The following is a 15395-nucleotide window of genomic DNA, read 5'->3' as shown; positions in this document are numbered from 1 at the left end:
CGGGCAGTTCTGGTCGGTGAAGGGGCGTCGCGCGGCGATGAAGCACGTGTTCGTCGGGACGGCGCGGGTGGCGTCGAAGCTGATGCCGCCACCGGGCTGGGACGACGTGCCGCGGGGGACGGTGGACTCGACCGAGCCGGGGACGACGCCGACCACGGTCAACAACGACAGCGGGTGCGACCCGTCGTACTACCAGCCGCAGAAGTGCGCGTACCTGCCGGGCGGCGATCCGGTGCTGAACGACTACTACGCGGACGCGAAGGTGCGGCCGGAGACGTACTACTACCACCCGGATCACCTGGGCTCGACGAGCTGGGTGACGGATCAGAACGCGCGGGTGCACGAGCCGGTGGAGTACTTCCCGTACGGGGAAGTGTGGAGGGACACGCGGAGCGACGTCGGGGCTTCACCGGTGAAGGGGCAGAGGTTCCTGTTCACCGGGAAGGAGATCGACGAGGAGACCGGGCTGTATTACTTCGGGGCGAGGTACTACGATCCGGTGCGGGTGAGGTGGGCGAGTCCGGATCCCATCCTCGGACAGTACCTGGACGGCCAACGCGGCGCCGGCGGCGTGTTCAGGCCGGTCAACCTCGACCTGTTTCACTACGCAGGGAATAACCCCCTGGGGCAAGTCGATGTGACGGGGGAAGATGACGTGTACTTCAGTGAGAACGGGACGGTCGCGGAGACGGTCAAAGCGAAAACCACCAACGTCTACCTCCGTCGGAAAGGCGATGGCGGGAACAACGCCGACAAGTTCATTGGTAAGCAGTCGGACTTCAATGAAGTCGTCGCCACCGTCTACGCGGAGGCCAACCCAGGTGACGTGGAGGAGGCGAAGGGGATTGCGCAAGTCATCCAGAGGCGCGCGAGCTACACCGGCGCGACCGCCCAGGACGTCGTCTCGAACCCCGACAACCATATCGAGGGGTACGGTAAACGGAAGTGGGTAAAGGCGATGGGCGCGCTATCGATCGTTGAGAGCCAAAAGCCTTTGCCTAAGGATTTCGGCCTCGGGGAGCCCGAGGCGCTTCAGACGGCGATCGCAGGAACCCTGTACGCGATGAGCGGGGGGGCCGACGTGACCGGTGGCGCGTTCTTCTGGGGGCACGGCAGCTTGAGGTTCTACCGGCAGAAGCAAACCTTCACGATCAAGAAGAAGCAGGAGACAGTCCCCATCTTCGAGAAAGTCGGCGACGCTGGGGCGCTCGACCTGCACTTCTACAACTACGCGAGCAGGTGGAAGCAGTTAAACAAGCACCCGAAGGAATTCCCATGACTGGAGCTCGCCTGTTCGCAGCCGTTGCGCTCGTGGTCGGGGGCCGAGCCGCCGTCGGTGAATCCCGCGTTTATGAGGAGAGCACGGGTGGATCTGGCACAGTCGTTCGGGTGTACTCGGAGGGGCATGAGACCTACAGCGCCACGATCGAGACGCCGGGGAAGCTGGCCGTTCACGTTCCGCCGCAGCTAAGCCTCCCTCCGCCTCGGCTCCGCTGGATCTCCCCGGATCTGCTCCGGATCGATTACGGGAGCGAGCTCGGGGCCGACGTGACGTCGCTCTTCTACTCGGTCAAGCGGAACGCAATCGACGGACCCTACGAGTTTGTCAAGGCGGTCGACCCGGTCAACGAGAGGATCCTTTGCACAGGACTCGAAGTCATCGTGCAGCGGCTATTCGGGGGCGGTGGCAGGGTGCGGGTGAGGCCGCACGACATGGCCCGGTCGGCGATGACGTGGTTTGTGGTGAGTTCCAAGACCCGCTTCGAGGGAGATAAGTTGTACATCACCTACATGCTCGAGACGACTAGGCCAGACGACGTGAGGTGGGTCAACCGCGTCATCGAATTGCCTCACCCGAGACGCAGCGAGCGGTCGGGGAGGCTCCGAGGGCATCACCTAGACAAGTAGCTGTCTCCGCCGGCACGGTAACCGCCCGGCCGAGGGCGTGTTGACCCAGTAGTCGTCCGCCCGGCGCCGCCGCAGGCTCGCCGCTCCCTCCCGATCGTGTTCAGATCGCCGACCCAGCCCCCCGACCGAGAGTAATCGTGTCTGTCCGCCGGATGACGCGGGGACGGTGCATCATGAGTGCAAGTGCCCGATAATCGGTGATATTTGCGGAACCGTCATGACGCGCGCTCGAGGTCCCAGGAACCCAGAGCCGCCGTTGGCTCATCGCCGGACGGCGAGGTGCTGAAGTACGCGTACGACCTGGGGGTCCCGACCGAGAGTAATCGTGTCCGCCGGATGACGCGGGGCCGGTGCATCATGAGCGCAAGTAGGCGATGATCAGTGGTATTTGCTGGACCGTCATGACGCGCGCTTGAGGTCCCAGGATCCAGAGCCGCCGTTGGCTCATCGCCGGACGGCGAGGTGCTGAAGTACGCGTACGACCGGGGCGGGCTGGTGCAGGCGGCGCACGGGGAGCGACCTGCGACGCGGCACGACGCGGCGCAGGCGGAGACGTACCTCGCGAAGCTGCTGTACGAGTTCGAGGCCCCGACCGAGAGTAGTCCGCGAAGGCTCTTTTGCGGACCATGCGTCCGCGCCGCGGACGGCCGGCTCAACAGGTTTAGGCATCGGTACATTAGTGCATACACTTACGGGACGCTCAATCCCGGTACGAAAAGCGGTAACTATGTCCCGGACTATCAGCCGGTTTCTGCATTGAACACGCAGGGCGCTTCTCAGCGGCTGTATCCTCAGTATTAATTGCAGTCGTGACCAAGGTCTCGCTGTCGCACGGCAACAAAGGATGCAGTGATGAAGCGAACCATCAAAGTGGCGCCAAGGAACTCTCTCGTCTTAGTGATGGATCCTGTGGTGGGAGTGGTCCCCGAGAGCATGTCTGGAAAGGTTGTAGCGGCGACGTCATCGTGTGTCGCTGTTGGAACACGTTCCGAGCAGGACGGAGAGACGTCGATCACACTCGGAGATGAACGGGCGCCCGTAGGAATGGGCGCCGGACCGGTGTTCGAGGGCGCTCTCGAGACTCCTACCGGAAGACTCTCGGTCTGCTCCGTCGTAGGCGAGGTGTTGCTGGAGATGCCGGTAGCGTCTGAGAACACCTGGGTGGAGATGTGGGTGAACGATTCCTCGGAACCCGATGCGATAACGATCGTCGTGAAGAAGACCCCTACCGAGAGTAGTCTCGGATAGAAACCGAAGAGAGCTTCAACGGATAGTTCAGGGACGAGTGCCTGAACGAGAACTGGTTTCTGGACCTGGACGACGCGAAGCGGATGATCGAGGCGTACCGCGTCGACTACAACGAGGCCAGGCCGCACAGCTCGCTCGATAACCAGACGCCGATGGAGTGTGCTCGCAGTTCAACCGGGCTCACACCGGTAGCCGTCTAGAGTTGGGGGGCAGGTCAGATTGCGTCGCCTTGGAATTCGGCCGGAGCGCAGTTACAGGCCAAGTCGGCCCAACAGGTCCGTTGCAGAATATGCTGAGTAAGTTGGGCTTCGATGTCGTGATTATGGAATGAGGGCGGCCATGTCTTCGCCTGCTGCTGTGGTATTCTTCGGCGTTCGATTTGAACTCACGCAGGAAGAGGTTGCAGCTCTAGAGTCGCGAACGGATCCTCGGTTGATATCTGCCAGGAGGAACGGACTTATACATTATTGGGGTAACTTCGGTGCGCCGGGAGAAAGGTGGTTGCTCTTCATCGGCACGAAGTTGGGAATCATCGGTCCTGAAGCGGAAGACGAGGTGCAGTTGAGTGGGCCGGATGCTCGTCAGGTCTTCGGCGATACTGAAGTAAAGCTTCGTCAGGCGGGGTTCACGGAAGAGCCGAGCCTCCTCATTCAGTGGCAACCTGACGCTTGAAGCAAGACTAAGCCGGCTCTGCTCAAGGCCCGGACCAAGAGTAATTCACGAAGTGGACAGTTTAGCGACAAGCTTTGATAGGAGGCGGTCTGCGATGGCGAGGGTCTATGTGCCCTTGGGAGGCGAAGGATTCGAGCTTTGTCAGCCGGAGCGGCAAGAAGAGTTCGAGACGGTCTACGTGCAGATTCACGGCACCGCTCGGCGCCAGGCATGCCGGCCCATCCGGATGCGACTAGTCCATGAAGATGAAGGCAAGGAGCTTTCGACATCGGATTCCCCGTGGCTAGGGTCGCACGCGCTCATGTTCCGTCGCTCCGTCGTCGAGAGGCTCGGTACGGTACTCGAGCAGTATGGGGAACTCCTGCCGATCACCTGCTCGGAAGCGGAGCTCTGGATATTCAAATCGACTCGTGTTTTGGATGCTCTCGACGAGCAGGCGTCTTCCGTGCTTCGTTTCAGCAGCGGGAGAATAATGCGCGTGACGCGGTACGTGTTTCGGCCCGAAGCAGTTTCTGGCGTCGAAATCTTCAAAATCCCGAACCTACGCGTGAGTCCGACCTTCGTGAGCGATCGCTTCATACAACTGTGGACGTCGGCGGGTCTCCATGGGTCTGGACTTTAAGTGTATTTGGTCTGCGGCTGCGCCAGTCTAGATTCTGGGACCTTCCCGGGATCAAGTGGGTGCCCTGGGGGCTAGGTGATGCAGGAAACCAGCGTATGATGCTGTCTTCCTGCCGCCGACCGGGACGGCTGGCCCGTGCATCACGTCGCTCATCCACAGATCGACCCGGCGCAGGCGGAATGAGGCAGAAGGCGTGATTGGCGTCCTGCCATCGAACTGGAGCTTCATGTTCCGGATCGTCACGGGCTCGTGCTGGTGGAGCTCCCGGTGCAGGCGCTGAGGTACGCGGGTGCGATCAAGGCCCCGCTGGGCTTCATGGTCGTCCTCCTGTCGTCGGTCTACGCGAGCTACGGGTACGGCAGCATGCGAGATCGGAGGGATGGGGTGCTCGGCGCCGCCGTCGCTGGGATAGCCGAGGCGACGTTCGGTGCCGCCGGAATATCGGCTGCTTGCGGCGGGCCTTCGGCGCAATGAGCGCGGTCGCTGAGGCGAAGTTCACGCCCACGGCACAGCGGCTGGCTAACGCAACCGGGTTGTGGTTCGCTAGAGCGAGCGGGTCCGGGCCAGCCGTAGCGGCTCCGGGCGTCACCCCTCCGGTCGGCACGGCGCTGGGCCAAGCCGCGGGCGCCGGGGGCGGTCCGCTGCAGGCGTGGTGAGAGGAGCCGCCCCGATGATCGTCGTCTGGCCATCCAATTGGATCATCCTATTACGGGTCGTGCGACACTCGTTGGCCGTCGGGCTCGTAGTTGAAGTGGGCGTGCAAGCTTTGAGCTATGCGGGAGTGATTAAGGCCGTACCGGGGTTTGCGCTTGTCCTCTGGTCGTGCGTCGACGGCAGCTATTCTTACGGCCGAAAGCGCGACCGGATCGACGGACCGCTGGGGGCGGTCGTCGTGGGAATCATTTTGGCGTCGTTCTTCGGCGCACTGACGTGGCTCCTCCTGGCGGTCCACGGGCGCGCACTGCTCTCAGTGCCGCTCGTCGTGGCGTTGTTCTCGCTGGCCGTGAACCTGGTCACGGTGGTCGATAGGGGCCCAGACCGGCCGCACCGAGTTCACCGGTTCCCACGGTCCTGACCGAGAGTAATCGTATCCGTCGGGTGACGCGGGGGCGGTGAATCATGAGAACGGGCAAGCACGAGTCGGAACGCTTGATGAATGAGTTGCTGCCACTCGCGAGGCGGATGCTTCGCGAGTTTGGCGAGTTTCACCCCTTCGGGGGAGCCCTCAAAACGGACGGAACGTTCACGCATCTCGGCGCGACGACCGAACGGGATTACGGACCCTCGAGCGAGTTGATAAAGTTGCTCGAGCGAGACTTTCACGATCGGGCTTCTGCTGGAACCATCAGAGCGGCAGCGATCGTCACGAATCGTAGCCTTGGACCCTCCGCGACGGACGAAATGCGCGACGCCATCGAGGTTCGAGTCGATCACGTCGACGGTTTCAGCGCAAACGTGTATTTCCCGTATGCGCTGAATGAAGGGCAACTCCGAGTCGAGAGTCCATTCGCGACGAAAGGAGTCGCGTTCGCGTTCGGGAAGGTTGAAGACGCTTGAGCACGCGCAGCCTGCAGGTAGATGGGCGCGGGCAGGCGCCTTGGCGTGCCTGACGGTGCACGGGAACGCCCTGATACGATACGCGGTACGAGTCGGCGCGCTCGAGGCGCACCGCGCGATATCCTCTCCGTTTCGAGGCTGTGGTGGGCGGTAATGGCCGGGCTCATGGAGAACCAGGCGAGGAGTGCCGGCAGCGCTGGTGCCGTTTCACGTAAGCGAGGGCGACGCCAATGCTCACGTACGACCGCTCGGCTTTGGAGAAGAGGCTCGCGGGGATTCCCGAGCGACTCCGCGTGTTGTTCGCAGCAGCCGTGGCCGAGCGGCTCTTCCCTCACGCGGAAAGATTCTTTCGAGCTCGTGACCCGGAGACGAGCGATCGGCTGCACGAGGCGCTGGAGCTGCTCTGGAAATACGGGGGCGGGGATCGGGAGGAGGACGCGGAGCGCGAGGACGCGCTCTTGGCGTGCGAGACCTCCATCCGCACCGCTGCGGACGAGGGGACGGACGACGCGCTCTTCGCCGAGAACGCCGCGGCGGCGATCGCGTACGGCCTGAGGGCGATGCGATCCAGTGATCCGCGGGAGCCGGGGTGGGCCGCGGAAAGAGCATATGACACGGTTGATTATTTCGTGCTGATGGAGGACGCCGACCGCGGAGTCGAGTGGAGCGAGGAGCAAATTCTTTCGCACACGGTCGTGCAGCGCGAGCTCCAACGTCAACGCGACGACATCGCTGCGCTGGAGGCGATGGCAGCGAACGGCGGCCGCGACGAAGGCGAGATCGGCCGACTTCGTGACAACGCAAGGGCGCAGGCGCTTTCGATATTTCTGGAACGCCCCGACCGTTAGTAGTGCGCCAAGGCCCTCTCCTGGCCATGCGTCCGCCATGAGAGGGAGGGGCAGCATCCAAGGTCGAGAGAAGGCCGTCCTGCGGTGCGGCTCAGCCTTCGCCTCCGCCGGGGTCTCGCCATACCTTCCACGGTGCACCGGGACGCCCATCGGAGCGGTGGCCGGGTGAGGGGGTCGTCATGAGCGCGAGCGTCGTGATCCTGGGAGGCGGGGTCGGAGGAAGTGTCGTCGCGAGGGAGCTGCGTAGGGTGCTCCCGGCGGAGCACCGGATCACGGTGGTCGAGCGCGCGGAGCGCTTCGTGCTCGGGGCCTCGCTGCTGCGCGTGATCGTCGGCGAGCGCCGTCCAGACGAGATCGCGCGCCCCGTGGCGACGCTCTCGCGCCACGGCGTCGAGGTCGTCCAGGGCGACGTCGAACGCATCGACCCGGCGCGGCGACGCGTGGAGGTCGGGGGACGACGGCTCGATGCGGATTACCTGGTCCTCGCGCTGGGCGCGGAGCTCGCCCCGTCCGCCGTCCCAGGGCTGGCGGATGCCGGTCATTCCTTCTACGCGCTCGAGGGCGCGGTGGCGCTTCGTGACGCGCTCGCGTCGTTCGACGGAGGACGGCTCGTGGTCCTCACGGCGGCCCCCGCGTACAAGTGCCCGGCTGCGCCGTACGAGGCGGCGCTGCTCATGGAGTGGACCCTCCGGGGGCGCGGCGTCCGGGAGAAGGTCTCGGTCGATCTCTACGCCGCGGAGCCGGCGCCGATGGGCGTCGCGGGCCCGAAGGTCTCGGCTGCGGTCCGCGACCTGCTCGCCGCGAAGCGGATCGCGTACCACCCGGACCACCAGGTCGTCGAAGCGGACGCGCCAGCGAGGCGGCTTCGCTTCGCCAACGGCGCGGAGGCCGCGTACGACCTGCTCGCGTTCGTCGCGCCGCACCAGGCGCCGCGGGTCGTGCGCGACGCGGGGCTCACCGGGGAGAGCGGTTGGGTCCCGGTGGATCGCGCCACGCTCCGGACCCGGTTCGAGCGAGTGTGGGCCATCGGCGACGTGACCGGGATCCCGCTGAAGATGGGCAAGCCGCTCCCGAAGGCCGCGACCTTCGCGGAGGGCGAGGCGGAGGTGGTCGCGCGCGCCATCGCCGCCGAGATCGGGGGCGGGGGGTCCCGCGAAACCTACGTCGCGATGGGGGAGTGCTGGGTCGAGACGGGCGACGGCGCGGCGGCGCACGGGAAGGGTGACTTCTTCGGCGAGCCGGTCCCCGTCGTCTCGCTCGACGCGCCGACCGCCGACTCGCACCGCGCGAAGGAGGCGTGGGAGCGCGAGTGGCTGGAGCGGTGGAGCTGAGCCGCGCCGCGCTACACTCGGCGCGTGCCGCACTGGACCGACGCCTACTACGGCGCGCTCTACCTCGACAGCGTCGCGGACCTGCTGACGCCGCGCCTCTCGGCGCTCGAGGCGGAGGTGATCGCGTCGCTCCTCGGGATCGGCCCGGCGGACCGGGTGCTCGACCTCGCCTGCGGCCACGGCCGACACGCGTGGCCGCTCGCGCGACGGGCGGGGAGGGTGATCGGGCTCGAGCGGAGCGGGGCGTATCTCGCTCGGGCGGCGTCGAACAGGCCTCGGGCCGGCGAAACCGGGCCGGGGGCCACTGGCCACGCGACGCGGGGCACGGGGACGGGGACGGGGACGGGGATCCCGCTCTGGGTCCGCGCCGACGTCCGCGCCCTCCCGCTCCGCGCCGGCTCCCTCGACGCCGCCTTCTCCTGGTACGCGTCCCTCTTCATGTTCGACGACGAGACCAACGCGCGTTGCCTCGCGGACCTGGCGCGCGCCCTCCGCCCGGGCGGGCGCGTCCTCGTCCATCACGCCAACCCGCTCCGGCTCGCCCTCGAGCCGCGCGACGCGGCGCGTCGCACGCTGCCGGACGGGGGCACGGTCGAGGAGGTGTCGGTGTTCGATCCCGCGACGGGTGTGGACCGGTGCAGTCGCCGGCTGGTCCGCCGCTCCGGCGCGGTGCTGGCGGGCACCGCGGAGTTGCGGTACTACAAGCCTTCCGAGTGGGGGCCGCTGTCGGAGCGTGCGGGCCTCCACCTCGTGGAGCTGACGAGCACCACGGACGCGGGCCGGATCCCGCGGCCGGCGCCCGGTCCCGAAGCGCCGGACCTCATCGCTCTCCTGGAGAAACCGAGATGACGCCGCCCGCGAAAGAGCGCCCCCTCCGCATCCTCGTCGCGAAGCCTGGCCTCGACGGCCACGATCGCGGCGCCAAGATCATCGCCCGCGCGCTGCGCGACGCCGGCCTCGAGGTCATCTACACGGGCCTGCACCAGACGCCCGAGATGATCGTCGCCGCCGCGATCCAGGAGGACGTGGACGCGATCGGCATGTCGATCATGTCCGGCGCGCACCTGACCCTCTTCCCGGCGGTCGTGGACCTGCTGAAGCAGAAGGGGGCCTCGGACATCGTCGTCTTCGGCGGTGGCATCATCCCGCAGGACGACGTGCCGCGGCTCAAGGAGAAGGGCACCGCCGAGGTGTTCCTGCCGGGCTCGTCCACCCAGACGATCGTCGAGTGGATCCGCGCGAACATCCATCCGCGCGCCGAGGCCGCCTAGCCGGTCCGCCGCGCCCGCCGCATCGCCTCGCCTCCCGCCGCGCGCCCGCGCGAGGCGGACGAGGCGAGGTGCGCGACGCGAGGAGGGCGCGCCGCTACCCGCCCGTCCCGATCATCGGGAGCAGCTTGCCACGGGAGTGGGCGAGGTCGTGGCGCTCGCGCTTCCCGAGCAGCGCCGCCCGGATGGCCTGCGCGATCTCCTCGTCGGACGCGCCGCCCCGCAGCAGCTCCTTCAGCCCGAGCCGCTCGCGCCCGCCGAGGCAGGCGCGGAGCGAGCCGTCGGCCCCGACCCGGACGCGGTTGCAGGAGTCGCAGAAGCTCTCGGTCATCGCGCCGATGAAGCCGACGAGGCCGCTCACCGGCCGGCCGCGGTCGGTGGAGGTGCCGCGCATGTGGTAGGCGGGGCCCCAGCCGCGGGTGGCGTCGGGCTCGAGCCGGAGGCCCTGGCCCTCGAGGAGCCGCTTCACCTCGGCGGTCGGGACCGGCGCGCCAGGCCCGAAGGGCATGAGCTCGATGAAGCGCGCGGTCGCCCCGAAGCGCCACGCGAAGCGGGCGAGGTCGCCGAGCTCGCCGTCGTTCTCCCCCCTCACCACGACGACGTTCAGCTTCACCGACGCGAAGCCCGCCGCGTAGGCCGCCTCGATGCCGGAGACGATCCGGTCGAGGGTGGCGGCGCGCCCGGCGATGCGCCGCAGCTTCTCCGGGTCGAGCGTGTCGAGCGAGACGTTCAGTCGCGTGACCCCCGCCTCGCGGAGCGGTCGCGCGAGCGACGCGAGGAGGTGGCCGTTCGTGGTGAGGGCGATCTCCTCGATGCCGGGCGCGGCGGACACGTCGCGCACCAGGTCGAGCAGGTCGCGCCGCAGCGTCGGCTCGCCGCCGGTGAGCCGCACGCGCCGGATCCCGAGCCCGCCGAAGATCCGCGCGAGCCGGGCGACCTCCGACCGCTCCAGCGGGTCCTCGTGGGTCTCGATCCCGGCCGGCGAGCAGTAGCTGCACCGGAAGTTGCACCGGTCCGTGAGGGAGAGCCGCAGGTAGACGATGCGCCGCCCCTGGGCGTCGAGGAGCGCGGGGGCGCTGGAGGGGGCGGGCGTCTGCTCGGGCACGCCGGCGTTATAACCCGGAGCAGTCCACGACCGCCATCCGCCCGGGCGCGTCCGGGACGCCGGGCCCGTCGGCCGGGAGCGCGAGGTGCGCGAGCTCGTCCACGGAGAGCGACTGGAACGCCGCGACGCAGCGCGGATCGAGCTGCGTCCCCGCGCTGCGGGCGATCTCGGCGCGCGCCGCCTCGAGCGGCAGCCGGCCCCGGTAGGGCCGATCGCTCGTCATCGCGTCGAAGGTGTCGGCGATCGCGAACACGCGGGCGGCGAGCGGGATCGCGTCGCCGGCGAGGCCGCGCGGGTAGCCGCCGCCGTCGAACCGCTCCTGGTGCGAGAGGACGAGCTCGGCCGGCCCGGCGAGGAAGTGGACGCTCCGGAGGATGTCGAAGCCGATCTGCGGGTGGCGCCGCATCTCGACCCACTCGTCGGGGGTGAGCGTCCCGGGCTTGAGGAGGATCGCGTCGGGGACGCCGATCTTCCCGATGTCGTGGAGGAGCGCGCCGCGCCCGATCGCGGCCCACTCCCGCTCCGGGATCCCGAGGCGCTCGGCGATCGCGAGGGTGTACCGGACCACGCGCCGCGAGTGATCGCTCGTCTCGTGCTCGCGGGCGTCCAGGGCGGCGACCAGGGTCCACAGCGTCTGCGAGTAGGTGCTCTCCAGATCGACGAGGGCCCGGGAGAGCTCGGCGGTCTTCTTCTGGACGCGGAGCTCGAGCCCTTCCCGGTACCGCCGGCGCTCGAGCGCGAGCTTGCGGCGCCCGAGCGCCCGCTCGATCGCCCGGACGAGGTCCGTCACCTTCGGCGGCTTGAGGAGGTAGTCGGCGGCGCCGCTCCGGAGGCACTCGACCGCCGCCTCGGTGTCGCCGAAGCCAGTGAGCATGATCACCGCGGTGTCGGGCCTGAGCTCCCGGATCCGCTCGAGCAGCCAGAACCCGTCGTGGCCGGGCATCCGGACGTCGCTCACCACGACGGGGATCTCCGCGGCGCGCAGCGCGTCCTCGGCTGCCGCCGCGTTCGCGACGGTCGTCACGGCGTAGCCCTCGTCCTCGAGGAGGGCCGAGATCACGCCGCGCACGACCACGTCGTCGTCCACCACGAGCAGGGGCGTCGCTTCCGGATGGGGCGTCTCCGACATGCCTCGTAGTGTACTTCGTTCCGGCGCTCCCACCCCACTCGGGGTGAGGCCATTCCGAGCAGGCGGGCATGCGCGGGCTCTCCCCGATGTGTAGGGTAGTGAAGGCGCTCGGTCGAGCGAGCGGCTCTTGATCTGCCTCGGCGACTTTCCTACATCCGCGGCGTCCGACATGTCCGACCCCACCCGAACCAGCCTGCCCGTCCTCGGTGACGCCCCGCCGAGCGGCCGGCGCGAGATCGCGGCCGCCCTGCGCGAGCACGGGCTGCCGGCGGCGGCGCGCAAGCCGGGGTGGCTGCGGGTGAACGTCCCTGGAGGCGACCGTTATCAGAGGGTGAAGGACACCTTGCGCGGGCTGCGGCTCCACACCGTGTGCGCCGAGGCCCACTGCCCGAACGTCGCGGAGTGCTGGGGCGGCGGCACCGCGACGGTGATGCTGATGGGCGACACGTGCACCCGCGGGTGCCGGTTCTGCCAGGTGAAGACCGCCGCCCACCCCCCGCCGCTCGATCCGGACGAGCCGCGCCACGTCGCCGAGGCGATCGCGGCGCTGGGGCTCGATTACGTGGTCGTGACGAGCGTGGATCGGGACGACCTGCCCGACGGGGGCGCAGCGCACTTCGCCGACGCGATCCGTCGGCTCAAGGCGATCCCGCGCCTCCTGGTCGAGGTGCTGACGCCGGACTTCCAGGGCGACGCCGAGGCGGTCCGCACCATCGGCCGGGCCGCGCCGGATGTCTTCGCGAACAACCTGGAGACCGTCCGCCGGCTCTCGCCCGCCGTCCGCGACGCGCGGGCCGGGTACGACCAGACCCTCGGCGTGCTCGCCCGCATGAAGCGGGAGTTCCCGGCGGTGATCACGAAGTCGTCGCTCATGCTCGGCCTCGGCGAGGCCGAGGACGAGGTGGTCGAGGCGATGCGCGACCTCCGCGCCCACGGCGTCGAGATCCTCACCCTCGGCCAGTACCTCCGGCCGAGCGCTTGGCACCTGCCGGTCCAGGAGTACGTCACCCCCGAGCGGTTCTCCGCCCTCGGCGAGCGGGGGCGCGCCCTCGGGTTCCGGTACGTGGCGAGCGGTCCGCTCGTCCGCTCTTCGTACCGCGCCGCCGAGCTGTTCCTCCGCGGCGCGCTCGAGGCGCGGGCGGCGGTCCGCTGACGCCGGGAGCGAGGCATGCGGCGGGAGCACGAGGTGAGTCCGGTGGCGAGGCACCCCCGCCTGGCGGAGGTGGACCAGCCGGGCTTCTTCCTCCGCGAGTTCCCGCTCCAGACGGTGCTGCGCGACGACGGCACCGCCGACCCCGCCGAGGTGCCGCTCGCCGACGCCGACCTGGTGATGCTCTACCGGTGGATGGTCCTGAACCGGGCGCTCGACGAGCGGATGATCACGCTCCAGCGCCAGGGGCGCATCGGCTTCTACATCGGGTCGATCGGCGAGGAGGCGACGATCTTCGGGACCGCCGCGGGGGTCGAGACCCGCGACTGGATCTTCCCCTGCTACCGCGAGCACGGCGCCGCGCTGCTCCGCGGCCTGCCGCTCGTGACCTACCTCTGCGACCTGTTCGGCAACGCCCGCGACGTCATGAAGGGCCGCCAGATGCCCTGCCACGAGGCGTGGCGGCCGGGGCGCTTCGCGTCGATCAGCTCGCCCATCGCCACCCAGATCCCGCACGCGGTGGGCGCCGCCTGGGCGGCGCGGCTCAAGGGCGACGACATGGTCGCGCTCGCGTACTTCGGCGACGGCGCGACGAGCGCGCACGACTTCCACACCGGCCTGAACTTCGCCGCGCTCCGGAAGATCCCGGTGATCTTCGCCTGCCGGAACAACGGCTGGGCGATCAGCGTGCCCCGCGAGCGCCAGACCGCCGCCGAGACCCTGGCCCAGAAGGCCCTCGCCTACGGGATGCACGGCGAGCGGGTGGACGGGAACGACCTCCTCGCGGTCCTGAACGCCACCCGGCGGGCGCGGGCGCGGGCGGCGGCGGGGGAGGGGCCGACGCTGCTCGAGTGCGTCACCTACCGCCTCGAGGGCCACTCGACCTCCGACGACCCGCGGGCCTACCGGCCGGCGGACCTGGTCGAGACCTGGAAGCGGAAGGACCCGCTGCTCCGCATGCGCCGCTTCCTCCTCCGCCGCGGGGCCCTCGACGAGGCGGCGGACGCGAAGCTCCGCGACGAGGTGCGCGAGGAGCTGCAGCGGGCGCTCCGGGAGGCGGAGGCGTTCCCGCCGAAGCCGCCGCTCGAGACGCTCTTCGAGGACGTGTACGCGGAGCCGCTCCGCCAGCAGCGCGAGCAGCTCCGGGAGCTCGAGGCGGCCGTCGCCGCCGATCCGCGGGTCGGGAACCCGCGCCACGCCGGCACCTGACGGGGGCGGTCATGCCCACGATGAACGTCATCCAGGCCGTGAACGACGCCCTGCGCGTCGCCATGCGGCAGGATCCGGACGTGGTCGTGCTCGGCGAGGACGTCGGCAGGTTCGGCGGCGTCTTCCGCGCGACGCAGGGGCTCTACGACGAGTTCGGCGCCGACCGGGTCATCGACACGCCGCTCGCCGAGGGGGGCATCGTCGGCACGGCGGTGGGGATGGCGCTCTACGGGCTCCGGCCCGTGTCGGAGATCCAGTTCGCCGACTTCATCTTCCCGGCCTTCGACCAGATCGTGAACGAGGTCGCGAAGTACCGGTACCGCTCCGGCGGCCAGTACGCGTGCCCGCTCGTCATCCGCGCGCCGTACGGCGGCGGCATCCGGGGCGGGCACTACCACTCCCAGTCGCCGGAGGCCCACTTCATCCACACCGCCGGGCTCAAGGTCGTCGTCCCGTCCAACCCGCACGACGCGAAGGGGCTGCTCCTCGCCTCCATCCGCGATCCCGATCCGGTGATCTTCTTCGAGCCGAAGCGGGTCTACCGCGCGGCCAAGGGCGAGGTGCCGGAGGGCGACTACGTGGAGCCGCTCGGGAAGGCACGCGTCACCCGGCCCGGGACGCAGGCGACCGTGATCGCCTGGGGCGCCATGTGGCACGAGGCGGATCAGGCGGCCCGCGAGGCGGCGGCGGAGGGGCTCGACTGCGAGGTGATCGACCTGCGATCGCTCCAGCCCCTCGATCTCGACGCGCTCGTGCAGTCGGTCTCGCGCACCGGCCGGGCGATCGTGGTGCACGAGGCGCCCCGGACCTGCGGCTTCGGCGCCGAGCTGTCCGCGCTCCTCCAGGAGCGGTGCTTCCTCCACCTCGAGGCGCCGGTGAGGCGCGTCACCGGGTTCGACACGCCCTTTCCGTACACGCTCGAGAACGAGTACCTGCCCCGGGCCCCGCGCATCCTGCAGGCGATCCGGGAGGTCGTCTCCTACTAGCCCGTCGCGAGGTGTCCGTGCCCGCCGTGCCCTATCAGCTCGAGCTCCCCGACATCGGCGAGGGCGTGATCGAGGCCGAGGTCCAGCGCTGGTTCGTCCAGCCGGGCGACGCCGTCGCCGAGGATCAGCCGCTGGTCGAGGTGATGACCGACAAGGCGACGGTGGTGATCCCGTCGCCCCGGAGCGGCCGGGTCGTCCGGCTGCACTGGAAGGTGGGGGACCTCGCGAAGGTGCACACGCCGCTCGTGGAGCTCGAGCTGGACGACGGCGGCGCGCGCCCCGCGGCGGGAGCGCCGGTCGAGGCCGCGGCCGCGGCGCCGTCCGTGCCGGCGGCGGGGGAGCCGCCGAGGGCCGTGGCGCCG

The 15395-nt window shown here is 69.0% G+C and carries 18 protein-coding genes and 1 pseudogene; 17 read left to right on the top strand and 2 right to left on the bottom strand.

What is annotated here, in order from left to right; translation table 11 throughout:
• The 13 genes and pseudogenes from MNZ27_RS20820 to MNZ27_RS20760 all read left to right on the top strand — a co-directional run.
• Window positions 1–1279, top strand: a 1279-nt coding sequence (locus MNZ27_RS20820; protein WP_277958176.1) for an RHS repeat-associated core domain-containing protein, incomplete at its 5' end; no start/stop codon positions are given.
• Window positions 1276–1908, top strand: coding sequence for a hypothetical protein (locus tag MNZ27_RS20815; protein WP_242396004.1), 633 nt, complete (start codon window positions 1276–1278; stop codon window positions 1906–1908). The genes MNZ27_RS20820 and MNZ27_RS20815, both read left to right, overlap by 4 nt.
• A gap of 852 nt (window positions 1909–2760) precedes the next feature.
• Window positions 2761–3156, top strand: coding sequence for a hypothetical protein (locus MNZ27_RS20810; RefSeq protein WP_242396003.1), 396 nt, complete (start codon window positions 2761–2763; stop codon window positions 3154–3156).
• A gap of 8 nt (window positions 3157–3164) precedes the next feature.
• Window positions 3165–3356, top strand: a pseudogene (locus tag MNZ27_RS20805) (integrase core domain-containing protein); the annotation flags it as partial.
• A 301-nt stretch (window positions 3357–3657) separates the two neighbouring features.
• Window positions 3658–3828: a hypothetical protein gene (locus MNZ27_RS20800; RefSeq protein ID WP_242396002.1), complete on the top strand. Its 171-nt coding sequence runs from the start codon at window positions 3658–3660 to the stop codon at window positions 3826–3828.
• Between the two features lie 94 nt (window positions 3829–3922).
• The gene (locus tag MNZ27_RS20795) at window positions 3923–4450 is read left to right on the top strand and encodes an imm11 family protein (protein WP_242396001.1); all 528 of its coding nucleotides are present in this window, start codon (window positions 3923–3925) and stop codon (window positions 4448–4450) included.
• A 249-nt stretch (window positions 4451–4699) separates the two neighbouring features.
• Window positions 4700–4924: a hypothetical protein gene (locus MNZ27_RS20790; RefSeq protein WP_242396000.1), complete on the top strand. Its 225-nt coding sequence runs from the start codon at window positions 4700–4702 to the stop codon at window positions 4922–4924.
• Window positions 4925–5120: 196 nt separating this feature from the next.
• Window positions 5121–5525 carry a hypothetical protein gene (locus tag MNZ27_RS20785; protein ID WP_242395999.1) on the top strand — a complete coding sequence of 135 codons (405 nt, stop codon included), beginning with the start codon at window positions 5121–5123 and terminating at the stop codon, window positions 5523–5525.
• Between the two features lie 44 nt (window positions 5526–5569).
• Window positions 5570–6007 (top strand): hypothetical protein, encoded by a 438-nt coding sequence (locus MNZ27_RS20780; protein ID WP_242395998.1) that lies wholly within the window; start codon window positions 5570–5572, stop codon window positions 6005–6007.
• A 230-nt stretch (window positions 6008–6237) separates the two neighbouring features.
• Window positions 6238–6855, top strand: a complete 618-nt coding sequence (locus MNZ27_RS20775) for a DUF416 family protein (RefSeq protein WP_242395997.1) — start codon at window positions 6238–6240, stop codon at window positions 6853–6855.
• Between the two features lie 179 nt (window positions 6856–7034).
• Window positions 7035–8186 carry an NAD(P)/FAD-dependent oxidoreductase gene (locus MNZ27_RS20770; RefSeq protein ID WP_242395996.1) on the top strand — a complete coding sequence of 384 codons (1152 nt, stop codon included), beginning with the start codon at window positions 7035–7037 and terminating at the stop codon, window positions 8184–8186.
• A gap of 24 nt (window positions 8187–8210) precedes the next feature.
• Entirely contained in the window at window positions 8211–9035 is an 825-nt protein-coding gene (locus tag MNZ27_RS20765; protein WP_242395995.1) for a class I SAM-dependent methyltransferase, read from the top strand.
• Complete coding sequence (locus MNZ27_RS20760) at window positions 9032–9457, top strand: cobalamin B12-binding domain-containing protein (RefSeq protein WP_242395994.1); 426 nt, start codon at window positions 9032–9034, stop codon at window positions 9455–9457. The genes MNZ27_RS20765 and MNZ27_RS20760 overlap by 4 nt, the downstream gene beginning before the upstream one ends.
• 94 nt (window positions 9458–9551) lie before the next feature.
• Here MNZ27_RS20760 and moaA read toward each other — a convergent pair whose 3' ends face one another.
• Window positions 9552–10559 (bottom strand): GTP 3',8-cyclase MoaA, encoded by a 1008-nt coding sequence (gene moaA / locus MNZ27_RS20755; RefSeq protein WP_242395993.1) that lies wholly within the window; start codon window positions 10557–10559, stop codon window positions 9552–9554.
• A gap of 7 nt (window positions 10560–10566) precedes the next feature.
• Complete coding sequence (locus MNZ27_RS20750) at window positions 10567–11688, bottom strand: HD-GYP domain-containing protein (protein ID WP_242395992.1); 1122 nt, start codon at window positions 11686–11688, stop codon at window positions 10567–10569.
• 169 nt (window positions 11689–11857) lie between these two features.
• Here MNZ27_RS20750 and lipA point away from each other — a divergent pair, with 169 nt between their 5' ends.
• From lipA to MNZ27_RS20730, 4 genes are all read left to right on the top strand, one after another.
• Window positions 11858–12841, top strand: a complete 984-nt coding sequence (lipA, locus tag MNZ27_RS20745) for a lipoyl synthase (RefSeq protein ID WP_242395991.1) — start codon at window positions 11858–11860, stop codon at window positions 12839–12841.
• A 15-nt stretch (window positions 12842–12856) separates the two neighbouring features.
• Window positions 12857–14047 (top strand): thiamine pyrophosphate-dependent dehydrogenase E1 component subunit alpha, encoded by a 1191-nt coding sequence (locus MNZ27_RS20740; protein ID WP_277958175.1) that lies wholly within the window; start codon window positions 12857–12859, stop codon window positions 14045–14047.
• A gap of 11 nt (window positions 14048–14058) precedes the next feature.
• Complete coding sequence (locus MNZ27_RS20735) at window positions 14059–15033, top strand: alpha-ketoacid dehydrogenase subunit beta (RefSeq protein WP_242395989.1); 975 nt, start codon at window positions 14059–14061, stop codon at window positions 15031–15033.
• Between the two features lie 17 nt (window positions 15034–15050).
• On the top strand, window positions 15051–15395 hold a 345-nt coding region (locus MNZ27_RS20730; protein ID WP_308198006.1), incomplete at its 3' end, for a biotin/lipoyl-containing protein.

The organism is Anaeromyxobacter oryzisoli, assembly GCF_022690765.1.
Taxonomy (GTDB): Bacteria; Myxococcota; Myxococcia; order Myxococcales; family Anaeromyxobacteraceae; genus Anaeromyxobacter; species Anaeromyxobacter oryzisoli.
Note: the sequence above shows the minus strand (reverse complement) of the source record. Positions and strands in the feature narration are given on the sequence as shown.

Excerpts from the sequence above, each read along its gene's own strand:
- MNZ27_RS20815 (WP_242396004.1), top strand. The coding sequence starts at position 1,276 with ATGACTGGAGCTCGCCTGTTCGCAGCCGTTGCGCTCGTGGTCGGGGGC.
- MNZ27_RS20810 (WP_242396003.1), top strand. The coding sequence starts at position 2,761 with ATGAAGCGAACCATCAAAGTGGCGCCAAGGAACTCTCTCGTCTTAGTG.
- MNZ27_RS20795 (WP_242396001.1), top strand. The coding sequence starts at position 3,923 with ATGGCGAGGGTCTATGTGCCCTTGGGAGGCGAAGGATTCGAGCTTTGT.
- MNZ27_RS20785 (WP_242395999.1), top strand. The coding sequence starts at position 5,121 with ATGATCGTCGTCTGGCCATCCAATTGGATCATCCTATTACGGGTCGTG.
- MNZ27_RS20780 (WP_242395998.1), top strand. The coding sequence starts at position 5,570 with ATGAGAACGGGCAAGCACGAGTCGGAACGCTTGATGAATGAGTTGCTG.
- MNZ27_RS20775 (WP_242395997.1), top strand. The coding sequence starts at position 6,238 with ATGCTCACGTACGACCGCTCGGCTTTGGAGAAGAGGCTCGCGGGGATT.
- MNZ27_RS20770 (WP_242395996.1), top strand. The coding sequence starts at position 7,035 with ATGAGCGCGAGCGTCGTGATCCTGGGAGGCGGGGTCGGAGGAAGTGTC.
- MNZ27_RS20760 (WP_242395994.1), top strand. The coding sequence starts at position 9,032 with ATGACGCCGCCCGCGAAAGAGCGCCCCCTCCGCATCCTCGTCGCGAAG.
- MNZ27_RS20750 (WP_242395992.1), bottom strand. The coding sequence starts at position 11,688 with ATGTCGGAGACGCCCCATCCGGAAGCGACGCCCCTGCTCGTGGTGGAC.
- lipA (WP_242395991.1), top strand. The coding sequence starts at position 11,858 with ATGTCCGACCCCACCCGAACCAGCCTGCCCGTCCTCGGTGACGCCCCG.
- MNZ27_RS20740 (WP_277958175.1), top strand. The coding sequence starts at position 12,857 with ATGCGGCGGGAGCACGAGGTGAGTCCGGTGGCGAGGCACCCCCGCCTG.
- MNZ27_RS20735 (WP_242395989.1), top strand. The coding sequence starts at position 14,059 with ATGCCCACGATGAACGTCATCCAGGCCGTGAACGACGCCCTGCGCGTC.